Genomic DNA, 13,029 nt, shown 5'->3' with positions numbered 1-13,029 from the left:
GACCTTGCTGAGAAGGGCATGCCGTGTTGAAACTGTTGATCGCCGAGGACCTGGATCTGGTTGCAGAGGCGTTCGTCGCGCTGCTCAACACCGAGCCGGAGTTCGAAGTGGTGGCCCGCGTCAACCGCGGCGACCGAGTCGTCGAAGCGGCTCGCGAGCATCGCCCCGACATCGCGCTGCTCGACGTCGTGATGCCCGGCCTGACCGGCATCGAGGCCTGCAGGCAACTGCGTCAGGCGCTGCCCGACTGCAAGGTGATGCTGCTGACCTCGATCCCCCGCAGCGGACACCTGGCGACGGCGCTGGCGGCCGGGAGCTCGGCCTACCTGCCCAAGACCTCTACCGCCGAGCAACTCGTTGAGGCGATCCACACGGTGGCCGGCGGCGGAGTGGTGCTCGACCCGGCGATCGCGGCCGAGGCGCTGGTCGCCGGCCCCAACCCGCTCACCGACCGGGAGCGCGACACGCTTCGCCTGGTGCACCAAGGGCTGCGAACCACGCAGATCGCCGAGGAGCTGTTCCTGTCCAGCGGCACCGTCCGCAACTACCTGTCCAGTGCGATGACCAAGATGCAGGCGACCTCGCGCACCGAGGCGGCACGAGCGGCCAGGCGACGCGGCTTCATCTGAGCGCGCGTCGCCTGCGTCCGACCGCTCACCTGATGTTGACCCGGCGCACGTACCAGGTGCCCACCATCGCGGCGGCGAGCATCAAAGCGGTGAAGTAGATCCCCGAACCGCTTGCGCCCCAAGTGAAGTCGATGCCCTGGTCGCTCAGCCCGACGTAATGCCGAGCGTTCGCGAACGGCAGCAGCGCGGCGATCCGCTCACTGCCACCAGGTAGCATCGAGGGCAGCAACGGCTCCAGCACCAGCGGCCACAGGACGATCACCGCGACCACCGCCATTGCGTTGCGCACCACGGTGGCCAGCGCCACCGCGGCCGCGGCGGCCAGACCGACCACCAGCGCCGTCCGCAGGCAGATCGCGAGAGTCTGCGCCGACAGGGGCGAGATCTTGTCTCCCGCGCTGCCGGACACAGCGACGAACACCAGCCCGGAGGTCACCGCGCTGACGAACGCCAGCACGAACGCCAGTGCGCCGACCAGCAACGACTTGACCGCCATCAGCCGGCCGCGGTGCGGGGTCGCCAGGAAGGCCGTGCCCAGCGTCCCGTAGCGGTACTCGACCAGCACGGTGGTGGCACCGAGCAGCATCAACGTGATCAGACCGGCACCCGGCGTCCCGTCGCCGAGGATGCCGGCGGTGACGATGCTCTCCGAGGGCGCCATCGGCGGTTTCGAACAACTCTTGCCGGGCTGCTCGCAATAGGTGTTGGCCTGGTTCATCGCCAGGCCGATCAGGGTGGTGATGAGAATCGACAACCCCACCGCGGCGGACCCGTAACGCAACGGGATCCCGATGCTGCGCCACTTGGTCCACTCCGCGCGGGCGATGTTCGCGGCGTTCGAGAACACGGTGTTCATCTGCTCGCTCCTTCCTCAGCGGCCGATGTAGTCGGCTCGAGTGGCGGTGAGTCGTCCGTACAACTGCTCCAACGAACCGCTCTCCTGCACTCGGCGCAGGATCAGCGGGGTGTCGGCCAGGGCGGTGGTGACCTGCTCGACCTGCGCGCCGCGCAGCAGGTAGCCGGGTCCACCCGTGCCGGCGGGCAACGGCTCGACGCGCCAGCCGTGGTCGGCGGCCAGGCGGTGGACCAACTCGTCGGCGTCCGGATGCTCGCGCACCCCGATCTCGACGGCCGATTCGCCCGACTCCAGACCGTCGGTCGGTCCCTCGTACAGCACCGTGCCCTGGCCGAGCACGATGATGCGGTCGGCAGTGTGCTCCACCTCCTGCAGCATGTGGGTCGACAGCAGCACGGTGCGTCCCTGCTCGGTCTGCCGCGCGAAGAAGTCGCGCACCCAGTGCACCCCCTCCTGGTCGAGGCCGTTGAGCGGTTCGTCGAAGACGAGCACTCGCGGGTCGCCGAGAATGGTCGCGGCGATGCCCAACCGTTGCCGCATGCCCAGGGAGAAAGTGCCGGCCGACTGGTCGGCGACACCGCTCAGGCCCACCTCGGCGAGCGCTCGGGTGACGTTGTCGGTCGCGATGCCGGACGCCCGGGCGATCCAGGCCAGGTGATCGCCGGCCGACCGCCTGGGGTGCACCCAGGACGCGTCCAGCAGGGCTCCGATCCGTTGTACCGGATGGTCGAGCGTGCGGTACTCGCGACCGCCGATCAGCGCGCGGCCGCTGGTGGCCCGCTCGAGACCGAGCAGCACGCGCAGCGCGGTGGTCTTGCCCGACCCGTTCGGGCCGAGCAAGGCCGTCACCGAACCGGGCCGGACCCCGACGTCGAAACCGTCGAGGACGGTGCGAGCGCCGTAGCGCTTGGTCAGTGCCTCGAAGGTGATGCGCGATTCGTTCGTCGAACCGGCAGTCATGTCATCACCCCTGTCGGCCCAGTTCCCGCATCCGAGAACGATCGACCCGCAGGAAGACCACGGTGCACGCGACGAGTGTCACGAGCGCCGCGAACACGGCCATCGGGACCTTGTCCTGGCCCACCAGCGCTGCGGTGAAGATCACGCCGAGGGTGAGGACCCATCCGTACCGTGCCTGGAAGAAGAAGTACTTCATACGAGCGAACATGTCCGGTTCCTCTCTTGCTGTCGGTTTTCTGTCAGGTCCTGCTCACCGGTCGCCCGGGCGACCGCGTCCGCGATCTCCTGGGCGTCCGACAAGGCGGCGTCGAGGCCGTGCAGCAGATGAACACTGCCGACGTTGAGCACCACCTCGTCCACGCCGGATCGGAAGTACTCCAGGATCCGGGCGGCGATCTCGTCGGGCGAGCCGTACAGGAACAGTCCGGCTCGCACCGTTTCGCGCAGGTCGTGCGGTACGTCGCCGGTGATGTCGACGCCGGCGCCGCGCAGCATCTGCGCATAGTGCGGAAGTTGCATGTGCTGGCCACAGCTGATCGCGGCCATCGGGATGGGCGGGTGATCGGCCCGCCGGACGGCGGCGGGAACGATGCTGACCACGCGTGGCCGCGGCCGCGCCGCCTGCTCGGCCCCGGCGTCGAACGCGTCCATCAACGTGCTGCTCAGGTAGCCCAGCGGGGTCAGCCAGGTGACGGCGAAGTCGCAGACGGTGGCACTACGCCGTGCCATGCCCGGACGCAGGACGCCTGCGCCGAGCGAGACCCGGCTGCCCATCGAGCCCTCGTCCTCCTCGGCGCGGAAGTCGCCGATTTCCGACACGAAGTCGCGCACGTAACCGGCCGGGGCGGACAACGGATGCCCGAGCAGCGCCTGCGCCGTGGCCATCGTGCCGATGCCGTACCCCGCACAGACCGGACGCTCCATCAGGTGCGCGACCGAGCGCGCCTGCACCCACGCCAGCGTCGGCGTGAACAGGGGTGCTACCGCGACGGCGAGGCCGGTCTCGATGCGTACCCCGCGTCCGGCGATGCCCGCGAGCGCGACGTGGGTCTCGATCATCGTCGACTGACCGAGCCACAGGCGACGGTCGTCCTGCTCGCACCATCGTCCGTACTGCTCGAGCACGTCGAGGCATTCGACCTGGAGGCCGAACAGCAACGACAGACGTCCGGTACTCACGCCGCCACCTCCATGCCGTCGTCGCGGCGCGAGTGGGCGAAGGCGACCGGCACCCACACTCGGTGACCCGCCAGCGCATCGCGCAGCAGCAGTCCCGTGTCGGCGATGCCGGACCACCCCAGGAAGTAGCCGAGCAGCCCCTGGCGAGCCGGGTCGCCGGTGACGTAGCCATGGGTGCGGGCGTGACGGGCCGCCCGGGCCCAGTGCTCGGCGGCGAGTTCGGTCGCCCAGCCCAACCCTCGTTCCTGTCCCAGGTGCACCAGGGACTGCACCACCCCGGCCGCCCCGTGGCAGACCGACAGGTCGACCGGCCGACCGGGTTCGGGCAGCGCGACAGCTCGCCGCGCGTGCCAGCGCACATCGTCCTCGTCGGCTTCGATCTCGGCGGCGACCAGGCACGCCGCGGCGTGACCGTGACACCACCCCACAGGTGCCTGTGCCCGCCCCGCCAGGGTGGTCGCGAAGTCGGCCTCGGCCGCCCGCACGTCCTGTTCCCGGTCGAGCGCCCGGCCGACCCGATGGGCCGCCCAGGTGAGTCCGAGCGGGCCGTGTGCGAGGTCGAGCGGTCCGGACCCTTCGGCCGTCGTTCCCATCCGCGCGGCGACCTCCGCCAGGTCGATGCGCGACACGTCCGGGAAGGTCGACAGCAGCGCGGCGGCTCCGGGCATGCCCTTCATCGTGTCCGACCGGCCGAGTTTGTCCTCGTCGTCGCACAGCGGGCTGACCCGAAGACCGGTGCGGTCGTGTCCCAGCGCGTACCGCAACGACAGGGTGCCGGACGCGATCGACCACGGCAACGACTCGAGCCGCTCCTGGTAGACGCGTGCCAGTCCCAGGACGCCGCGCTCGGCCTCACGGGCCACCTCGTCCCAGGGCCCACCGGCGCGGGCGAACGGCACCACGATGCCGCCGCCGTCGTGGAAGGAGATGCTGCTACCGGGATCGAACGTCGCCAGGGTGGGAGCGAACGCACCAGGCACCCACCCGCGTTCGGTGCCGTCGATGCCCTGCACACAGACCGACACGTCCACCAGCCGGTGCAGCACCGCGTCCGGGTCGACGCCCTCGTCGGTGAGCAGGCGGCTGCCCCAATCGGCTTGCGCGCCAGGGGTGTACGACGGTTCGTGCGTGCGGCGCACGGCTCGCAGCTCGGCGAAACCCTCCTCGACGAGCAACTCCTCGAAGATCGTCGAGGTGTCGTCCACACTGCGCAGACCGAAGGCTGCGCGGTCCCGCGGCGACAGGTGCGCGATGGGGGCGGAAAGGCCCCTCTCGGACCGGGCCCGCAACTCATCGGAACGAACGGTGAAGTACGGGACATCGCCGCGTGCCAAGGCCTTTCGTTCGGCGTCGACCACGAACGAGGCGACGAACCCACTGTGCAGACCCTGCGGCGCACGCAGCATCCCGACGATGCGGTCGAAGTCGTCCTGCCGGCCCAGGTTGTCGGGATGGGTGGCCGCGTCGAGCACCCGCCCGTACACCGCCGTCGACCGGAAGATCTGCCGCAACTCGATCGGGTTGTGGTCCAGGTGGTCGATGATCTGCTCGCGACGGGCGCGCACGGCGGCCCATCCCTCCCGCAGTCCGCGCAACAGGTGTTCGCGGTGGTCGAGCAGGTCGGTCACCTCGCCGTCACTGTCGTGCAGCACGTTGTGCGTCTGCGCGAAACCGAAGGTGCGCTGAGCCAGGTCGACCGCATCGGTGTCGCGATTGACCATGACGTACTCGGTGCGGGACGACTGCTGCTCGTACGGCACACCGATCCCGCCGAGCAGCACGCTGTACGGGCCGCTCGGCAGGCGTTGCGGAAGCAGCAGGGTGTTGGCAAGCGACAACTTGAGACGGTTGCTGATCGCAGCCGAAAGGTCATGCGCCCGCAACGACGCGGACGCGTGCAGCACGGTCTCCAGGTCGAGCGCCACCGGGTGGTCGCCGACGGCCAGCACGTTTTCGTGATGCATGTCCATCGCACCCAAGGCGCCGAGCACCGCGCACAGCACACCCATCCGGCGGTAGAAGACCGCGACCTGGTCGGCGTCCGCGGCCGGCGTGGGGTGTATCTCCTTCTGCCAGCCGTACACGCCGCGGTCCAGGGAGGTCGGGGCGCACATCGACACATCGATCTCGAGAGCACCACTGACGATTCCCAACGCCGTGCGGGTGAACTCCTCCGCACCCAGGCTGCGCGGTTTGTAGATCACTCGCGAACCGTCCGACAGCCGAACCGCAGCGACCGTGCGGCCGTTCTGGTGGGCGTCCGATCCGAGATGGTCGATGCCCGTGAGGGAAAGCCCGGGTACGCAAAGCCCTTGTGCCGCAATCTCTTCGCGGTCGATCTGCCAACGCTGCGCGATCTCCGCGACGTGGTCGCCGAGGGCGTCGACGACCCCGTCCAGCAGCGTGCTCAGAGCTGGGTAACGCTCGAACCATTCCACGATCGTGTGGGCGCCGAACTGCTCCAGGTAGCGATCGACAGCGACGCTCGAGGAGGCGTCCACCGGGTAGCCCCACTCGTGACGGGCACGGTGGAACTCCACCACGTACACCCGCGGGATCAGCAGTTGCAGCCGCTGCGCGAGGCCGTCGATCACGGCGTCGACCAGCAGGCTCGCGTCGATGCCACCGATGTCGTGCTGGCGTTCCTCGATGCGTGCGCGGTAGTGGTCCACCACGGCGCGGGTCACCTTATCCATGGGACAACTCCTTCTGCGCCGACCCGAACAGGCGCGCGTACGCACCCTCCTGACGGGACAGCTGCTCGTGGGTGCCGAACTCCTCGACCCGCCCGTTGGCGAGCACCAGGATCTGGTCGGCAGCCAGGACGGTCGACAAACGGTGGGCGATGATGATCTGCGTGCACTCCAACTCGGCGATGCACTCGTGCACCCGGCGCTGGTTGGCGTTGTCCAGGGCCGAGGTGGCCTCGTCCAGCACCAGGATGCTCGGCCGGCGCAGCAACGCCTTCGCGATCGCGACCCGTTGCCGCTGACCGCCGCTGAAGTTGGCGCCCATCTCCGAGATCACCGTCTGGTATCCCATCGGCAGGGCGTCCACGAAGTCCATGAACGGCAGCTCCCGGCAGAAGGCGATCGCCTCGTGCTCGCCCGCACCGGTGCCCAGGACGAGGTTGTCCACCAGCGTCCGGTTGTGCAGGTAGCCCTCCTGCGGTATGTACCCGATGCGCTGCCGCAACGCGTCCAGGTCGTAGGAGTCCAGTGGCACGCCGCCGAACCGGATCTCCCCCGATGTGGGGCGGTACAGCGAACAGATCAGTTTGCCGAGCGTCGTCTTGCCCGAGCCGGACTCGCCGACCAGGGCGACCACGGAGCCGGGAGCGATCGAGACGCTGATGCCTTCCAGTACCTGCGCCGAGTGGTCGGTGTAGCTGAACCCGACGTCGTACAGGTCGATGCCGCTGTCGGCGAGGCGGGTGACCGCGCCGGAGGTGTCCTCCACCGGGCAGGCGAAGATGTCGTCGGCCCGCTCCAGGTAGCGCCCCGCGACCGTCGCCTCGGTGTAGCTCTGGAAGACCGACGAGCTCAGCCCGAACAACAACGCCGCCACGCCCTGCACGGCAACGGCCTCACCGACGCTGATCCACCCGTCGCGCGACCATGTCAGCCCGGTGATCAGCACGGCCACCGGCGCGAACGCCTGCACCGCACCGATCAGCCCGCCGACCCACCCCTGCTGGATGCGCATCCGACGGCCCATCGCGGCGAGCGCCTCGCGGTAGTTCTCCCGCCAGTCGTCCAGGTAGGTGGACGCGTACCCACCGATGCGCAGGTTGGTGATCGAGACGACGGCGTCCATCTGGACGCTCTGGGTGCGGCCGTTGTGGTGCACCTCGTTGTCGACCGTCTCGCGCACCAGGCGCTGGCTCAGGATCAGCAGGGTGAGCACCGTCGCGGTGAGGGCCGTGATGGCCAGCCCGAGCGGGAGCGACACCCAGAACACGTACCCGAGGAGCACCAACGCGGTCAGACCGTCCAGAATCCCCTGAACCATCTTGGTGGCGATGATGTCGCGCACCTGGTTCATGCTGTTCAGCCGATACATCAGCTCGCCCGGCGGACGGCTCATGAAGTACTTGAGCGGGAGTCTGATGAGGTGTTCGAAGACGCCGTTGAGCAATCGCCAACTCACCGCCTGCACCAACCGGGTCGCGACGAAGGTGCGCATCACGTGCACCAGGAAGAAGCCCACGGCCACCAGCCCGATCAACCCCAGTGCTTCCCACAGGTCGATCCGGTCGCGCACGGCTCGATCGACCAGTCGCTGGGTCAGCAACGGGATGGCGAGCGTGAAGCCGAACAGCAGAAGGCTGAGTCCGACGAGCCCGCCGTACAACCGGCGCTGGGCTTCCGGCCAGATCGGCTTGCCCCGCCAGGCGGCGAAGCGCGGGCGCACCCGGCGCACCAGTTGCTCACTGGGTCGCGCGACCAGTACGTGACCGGAGAACTGCTCCGCGAGCTCGGTGCGGGTCACGCGGGTGCGGCCCACCATCGGGTCCATGATCACGGCATGGGACGCAGTCACCTTCTCCACCACGACGAAGTGGTACCCCTTCCAGTGCGCGATGAAGGGCGTGTCGATGATCTCCAGCGCTGCTGCCGCTTTGATCCGGTAGATCTTGACGTCCATCCCCCGCACCCTCAGCAGCTGCGAGATCTGCCGCAGGCTCAGGCCATCACGCCCGGGTTCGAGGACGGTCCGCAATTCCGACGTGGATACGTCATGGTCGTAGAAGGCGAGCAGCGAACGCGCACACGCCAGACCACATTCGGTCTGTGCCACCTGCAGGGTGACAGGAACCTTAGGCATCGAGGATCACCTCGCCCATGTCGAGCGGCGAGGCCAGTTCGTGACCGGTCCGCGACAACATGTGCCAACCGACACCGGCACGCCCGACCATGAGGCACGGTCCCTGGCTGTACCGGCTGTCCGGTGAATCCAGGAAGCGCCGTAGTCGTTCGGGAGCCAGGTAGCCGGCCAGTCGATCCTGCAACGGGCGTGCTTGTTCGGGGGCGTGCGCCGCGGCGATGCCGAGTGCTCCGTACAAACCCAGGGCGCCGTGGCACAACGTTGCCGATGTGGCGATCGAAGCATCAGCCAGACCGGCCACCATCGACTGCACTCGATCGGCAGTGACCAGACCGGCTGTTGCAGCCGAACTCATCGCGATCAGCACCCCGGCCGAGCCGTTGCACCAGCTGTCGCTCTCGTTGGCGGGTCCGGTGCGCGCTGTCCGGGGCGCCCCGGCGCCGCGGCCGAACACGGTGTCGAGCTCGTCGATCACCCCAGCCGCGAGTTCGGCGGCGACCGGGTCAGTGGTGATCGCATGGGTTCGCGCTGCCAACTGCAGCAACCCGGCGAGTCCGTGGGCCAGGCCCGAGTACTCCATCCGCTGGATCAGGCCCGTCGAGAGCGCGACGTCACATGCGTGGACTGCCTCCGCCGCGCAGTCTCGACCGAGCGCCATTCGCACGAGCAGCACGCCGACGTCACCGGTGATCAGGTCGAACCAACCGTCGTCCTGCCCAGGCTTTGCCGGACGAAGGAACTCCAGCGCGTCGATCGCCGACACCGTCAGGTCGGGACGGTCGAGGTGGCGGCCGGCCAACGCCATCGCCCAGAGCGCACCGGGAAAACCGGCGTACGCGCCGTTGCCCGACCGAGCGATGCTGCGAGCCTCGTACGACCCTGCGTCGAGGATGCGTGCCGAGGGCTCGAACACGGCGAGGGACGCGGCCTGCATCGACTCGTCCGACAGGGCGCGCCCGAGAGCAGCGAGCGTCAGGGCCGGCCCGACGCGTCCGGTGTACAGGTCGTAGCCGAGCACCCCCGGCGGCCACGGACGGTTCGCCACGGCCGTCGCGACCGGCCCGATCCACGTCTGCGGCAGATGCGCGTAACGATCCTGAACCATGTCGCGCACGAGTCCCTCGCCCACGTACCGGGCGAGGTCGAGTTGCGCTTCGCCGCTCGAATCCTCTGGTGCCGCAGCGCCACTGAGCACCTCAGCAGCCGGTGCCATCGTGTGCGGATCAGCGAGCTTGGCGTTGAACGCAACCCTGATCAACCGGACCTGTGCCTGCAGATCATGCTCATCCATCGCATCCACCTTCGCGACGCACTGAGCCAGCGGGCTGCGATCGAACTGCGCGACGGGGCGGCGCTCGACGCCGTCGGTCATCACATCGCTGTCCGCACGCACGAGGAAGTACGGGATGTCGGTCTTCCACAACTGCTGGCACTCGGCGTCGATCAACCGACGGTCGGCGCCACGGCTGGCGATGCCGATCCGCTTGATCAGTCCCTTTGCCAACTCGGCGTCCCTGCTGGGTGAACTGGCGGTCAGGACGCGCAGGCACTGGGCGTACTGGACGGTGGCGTTGTGGACGTAGCGCAGTTCGGCGCCGGCGAAGCAACGCCGCACGGCAGCCGCAAACGCCGCTTTGTGCTCAGCGATGAGCCGGTACACCTGGGTGAAGCCATTGACCATGCGTGCACACGAGTGGCGCACGACGGCGGCCGTGGTGTCCAGACCGTCAAGAGCCTGGACCGCCGTTCGCTGCTCAGGAGCCCACGACACTCGCACCCGTGCGCTGAAGGGGTCCTCGACACGGAACTGGCGGAACGGTCCGGACCCGTGCACTTCCCCACCGCCGAGGTAACCCACGTCGGCGTATCCGTCGTGTCCCTCCCGGGTGACGATCATCGGCAGAATGCCGATGCCGAAGACCGAGACAGCGAGCTTCTGGTAACCGCTGTCGGGGGTCTCGATCGTGCCCTGCGACTTCTGCCGCAGCGGGTGCAGCAGCGTTTCGAGATCGACGGGCACCGGACCGCGTGCGGTGTTGAGGATGTTGGTGAAGTGCATGTCGCGGGCGTTCAGCGCGTACATCAGGGCACCGAGCCGGCCCACGTCCCGCAGGTCGATGTCGGCATCGTCATCCACCTCGACGAATTCGACGTATCCGTAGCCGGTGCGGGCAAGCACCTTCGCGGCCGGAAGGTCGAGATCGAGATCACTACGCAACTCTTCGACGAGGCGGGAGTAGCCGGCTTCGCAGTCAACCGGGCGCGGCTTGTGAACCAGTTTGAATCCGTCGTCGTACTCGATGACCGAGACCGTGCGTCCACCACAGTGGGTGTCGCCGGCCATGCCGATGGACACGATCTGCGCGTCGGCGTTCAACCCGAGTTCCTGCTGCAGGTCGCGGCGATCGGCCGCCAGACGATCGAGGGTTTCCCGCAAAGCGTCCAGACGGCCGACCAGGCGCACCTGCAGGCGTTCCCACAACACCGGGAACTCGCCGGCGAAGGCGGCGAGGCCGTGCGCACACAGATCCGCGCAGAAGGTGCGGTACGTCAGGTCGTCCGGGACACCGTCGCAGGGTCGGACACTGTCGGCGAGCGGACGGATCAGGAGCTCGGCTATGTCATCGGTGAGCGTCCGCGACAGGTCCAGACCGAACGCATCCAGGTCCTGGACGCCGGTGTCGAAGGTGGCGGGGTGAGCGGCGATCGCGGCATCCGCGATGTGCCGGCAAACTCGCTCGAAGGTGTATCGCTCGTTTCCGGGACCGAAGTCGTCCGGCGTGGCGGCGAAGGAGGGCACGTCCAGGACGCCACGTCGTTCGGTCGCGTCGCCGAAGTGCACCGGATCGATGATCTCGGCCACCTCGGATGCGGTGAGTTCGGGATACAGATCCTGCGTGCGCATGTCTCTCCTTGTCCGTGGGTCTGCGATGATCGGTGTGTACCGGTGGGTTGCGGGCGTCCTCTTCACGCCCGCAACCCACCGACACACTCAGGGGTTCACGCTGCTCAGCAGCTGTCCGTGCATGCCGTGGTCGGGCAGGTCTGCGACGAGATGAGCGTGGTGATCGCGCAGGACCAGGTGGTGCCGCCGTGGACATCCCCTTCGGCGAGTTCGAACAGTTCCTCGTCGCTGTAGCGGCCGAGTTCGAGGTCGTCGTGCATCTTCTTGTTCCTTTCGATCTGTTCTCCGCCGGACCGGTCGGCCGGCGGCGTGTTTCGGATGACGAGTCCGCAGCCTCAGCTACGGATCAGTTGCACCAGCCCATGCACTCGACGGTCGCGGTGCACCAGTTGCCGGTGTTGCCGTAGTGGTCGCTCAGCGAGAAGGTGTTCGTCGTGCACGCACCGAACGCCTGCGCATCGAACGACTGCTCGCTGATCTCCTCGATCCAGTCGAGGCTGGTGTCCTGGGAGTTGTTCATCTGGCTCTCCTTCTGATGGGCGGAAGCCTTCTGCTTCCGGGCCGAGCTCTTTCGCTCGAGCCATACCCATCGTTGCTTCGGCCGCAGCGCACTCGGCAGGGCCGAAAGACACCTGATGGTGGTGACAGGTGTCATACGTCCGGCGCTCGCGAAGCAGCTCCGTATGGCGCGACCCGGTGAAGATCGTCCAGGTTGTCCACAGCGCCGCCTGCGCGTTCGCCCGAGATGGAGCACGCTGACGCCATGAACCCCGCCCTCCTGCAGTTCACCGGACCACGCACGCTGCGCGCTGAAGCGCTCGACCAGGACGCGTGGACGCAGGTGCGGCACGGGGCGTTCTACCCGGCATCCGAGTGGGAAGCGCTGGACGCCGGTGAGCGGCACGCACTGCTGGTACACGCCGGCGTCCCGAAGTGGGCGGAGGATCGGCTCGTCTCACACTGGTCTGCGGCAGCGCTGCACGGCCTGCCGACCATCGGCAGGTGGCCGAACCGCGTCGACGTGATGGTCGCCGGACGCGGCCGCACCTCTCAACACGTCCAGCGCTTTCACCGGGTCAAGGAACTTCCGACCCCTGTGCAGATCAACGGTATTCGCGTGACCGATCCGTTGCGTACGGTCGTCGACCTGGCCCGGTGCACATCGCTGCGCAGTGCGCTCGCCACCGCGGACGCAGCGCTGCGGAAGAAGATGTTCGCCATCGAGGCCCTACGGCAGGCAGTGAGCGAGCTCCCGACCGGCGTCCGCGGCAAGCAGACTGCGCTGCTCGTCGCCCAGCTCGCCGACGAAAGGGCGGAGTCCCCGCTTGAGTCGATGAGCCGCGCGGTGATGTTCCAGGCCAGGCTCCCCCGTCCCGAGCTCCAGGTCGTCGTGCGCGACGGCCGCGGGTTCATCGGACGCTGCGACTTCGGCTGGGACGGTCTGCTGGGCGAGTGCGACGGGAAGATGAAGTACGGCGCGGACCTGACCGACGACCCGTCCGCGGCCGTGTGGCGCGAGAAGCAGCGCGAGGACCGGATCCGCCGAGTGACAGACCTGGCCAGATGGTGCTGGGACGACGCGTACGCGGAGGGTCCGATGCTGCGGATCCTGGCCGACAAGGGCGTACGTCCGCGTCCGGGTCAGCAGTGGATCGCGTGAGGGCACTCGAAGT

General features: G+C 68.3%; 11 protein-coding genes. 2 read left to right on the top strand and 9 right to left on the bottom strand.

The features are described from left to right. Positions 1 to 23: 23 nt before the first annotated feature. Positions 24 to 629 carry a response regulator transcription factor gene (locus FB459_RS04925; protein WP_141927658.1) on the top strand — a complete coding sequence of 202 codons (606 nt, stop codon included), beginning with the start codon at positions 24 to 26 and terminating at the stop codon, positions 627 to 629. Between the two features lie 25 nt (positions 630 to 654). On the opposite strand, the gene FB459_RS04920 is transcribed toward FB459_RS04925, so the two are convergent. The 9 genes from FB459_RS04920 to FB459_RS04885 form a co-directional block, all read right to left on the bottom strand. Further along, entirely contained in the window at positions 655 to 1,485 is an 831-nt protein-coding gene (locus FB459_RS04920; protein ID WP_141927657.1) for a hypothetical protein, read from the bottom strand. 15 nt (positions 1,486 to 1,500) lie between these two features. Continuing rightward, a complete protein-coding gene (locus FB459_RS04915) occupies positions 1,501 to 2,445 on the bottom strand; it encodes an ABC transporter ATP-binding protein (RefSeq protein WP_141927656.1) in 945 nt (314 codons plus the stop codon). A 4-nt stretch (positions 2,446 to 2,449) separates the two neighbouring features. Then, a complete protein-coding gene (locus FB459_RS04910) occupies positions 2,450 to 2,653 on the bottom strand; it encodes a hypothetical protein (RefSeq protein ID WP_141927655.1) in 204 nt (67 codons plus the stop codon). Next, positions 2,638 to 3,624 (bottom strand): LLM class flavin-dependent oxidoreductase, encoded by a 987-nt coding sequence (locus FB459_RS04905; protein ID WP_141927654.1) that lies wholly within the window; start codon positions 3,622 to 3,624, stop codon positions 2,638 to 2,640. The genes FB459_RS04910 and FB459_RS04905 overlap by 16 nt, the downstream gene beginning before the upstream one ends. After that, positions 3,621 to 6,320: a DUF4135 domain-containing protein gene (locus FB459_RS04900; RefSeq protein WP_141927653.1), complete on the bottom strand. Its 2,700-nt coding sequence runs from the start codon at positions 6,318 to 6,320 to the stop codon at positions 3,621 to 3,623. Before FB459_RS04900 ends, FB459_RS04905 begins: the two co-directional genes overlap by 4 nt. Continuing rightward, a complete protein-coding gene (locus tag FB459_RS04895; protein ID WP_141927652.1) occupies positions 6,313 to 8,451 on the bottom strand; it encodes a peptidase domain-containing ABC transporter in 2,139 nt (712 codons plus the stop codon). The genes FB459_RS04900 and FB459_RS04895 overlap by 8 nt, the downstream gene beginning before the upstream one ends. Continuing rightward, complete coding sequence (gene lanM / locus FB459_RS04890) at positions 8,444 to 11,356, bottom strand: type 2 lanthipeptide synthetase LanM (RefSeq protein ID WP_141927651.1); 2,913 nt, start codon at positions 11,354 to 11,356, stop codon at positions 8,444 to 8,446. The genes FB459_RS04895 and lanM overlap by 8 nt, the downstream gene beginning before the upstream one ends. A 104-nt stretch (positions 11,357 to 11,460) precedes the next feature. Beyond that, positions 11,461 to 11,616 (bottom strand): class II lanthipeptide, LchA2/BrtA2 family, encoded by a 156-nt coding sequence (locus tag FB459_RS17180; protein ID WP_170221719.1) that lies wholly within the window; start codon positions 11,614 to 11,616, stop codon positions 11,461 to 11,463. An 86-nt stretch (positions 11,617 to 11,702) separates the two neighbouring features. Next, positions 11,703 to 11,876, bottom strand: coding sequence for a plantaricin C family lantibiotic (locus FB459_RS04885; RefSeq protein WP_141927650.1), 174 nt, complete (start codon positions 11,874 to 11,876; stop codon positions 11,703 to 11,705). A 243-nt stretch (positions 11,877 to 12,119) separates the two neighbouring features. On the opposite strand from FB459_RS04885, the gene FB459_RS04880 reads away from it, so the two are divergent. Next, positions 12,120 to 13,016: a type IV toxin-antitoxin system AbiEi family antitoxin domain-containing protein gene (locus FB459_RS04880; RefSeq protein ID WP_141927649.1), complete on the top strand. Its 897-nt coding sequence runs from the start codon at positions 12,120 to 12,122 to the stop codon at positions 13,014 to 13,016. Positions 13,017 to 13,029: the final 13 nt, after the last annotated feature.

This window comes from Yimella lutea (assembly GCF_006715095.1).
GTDB classification, from domain to species: Bacteria; Actinomycetota; Actinomycetes; order Actinomycetales; family Dermatophilaceae; genus Yimella; species Yimella lutea.
This window is presented reverse-complemented; position numbering and strand designations above follow the sequence as displayed.

What these genes read in the sequence shown, in the direction of transcription:
- FB459_RS04920 (WP_141927657.1), bottom strand. Translation starts at nt 1,485, where the DNA reads ATGAACACCGTGTTCTCGAACGCCGCGAACATCGCCCGCGCGGAGTGG.
- FB459_RS04915 (WP_141927656.1), bottom strand. Translation starts at nt 2,445, where the DNA reads ATGACTGCCGGTTCGACGAACGAATCGCGCATCACCTTCGAGGCACTG.
- FB459_RS04910 (WP_141927655.1), bottom strand. Translation starts at nt 2,653, where the DNA reads ATGTTCGCTCGTATGAAGTACTTCTTCTTCCAGGCACGGTACGGATGG.
- FB459_RS04900 (WP_141927653.1), bottom strand. Translation starts at nt 6,320, where the DNA reads ATGGATAAGGTGACCCGCGCCGTGGTGGACCACTACCGCGCACGCATC.
- FB459_RS04895 (WP_141927652.1), bottom strand. Translation starts at nt 8,451, where the DNA reads ATGCCTAAGGTTCCTGTCACCCTGCAGGTGGCACAGACCGAATGTGGT.
- lanM (WP_141927651.1), bottom strand. Translation starts at nt 11,356, where the DNA reads ATGCGCACGCAGGATCTGTATCCCGAACTCACCGCATCCGAGGTGGCC.
- FB459_RS17180 (WP_170221719.1), bottom strand. Translation starts at nt 11,616, where the DNA reads ATGCACGACGACCTCGAACTCGGCCGCTACAGCGACGAGGAACTGTTC.
- FB459_RS04885 (WP_141927650.1), bottom strand. Translation starts at nt 11,876, where the DNA reads ATGAACAACTCCCAGGACACCAGCCTCGACTGGATCGAGGAGATCAGC.
- FB459_RS04880 (WP_141927649.1), top strand. Translation starts at nt 12,120, where the DNA reads ATGAACCCCGCCCTCCTGCAGTTCACCGGACCACGCACGCTGCGCGCT.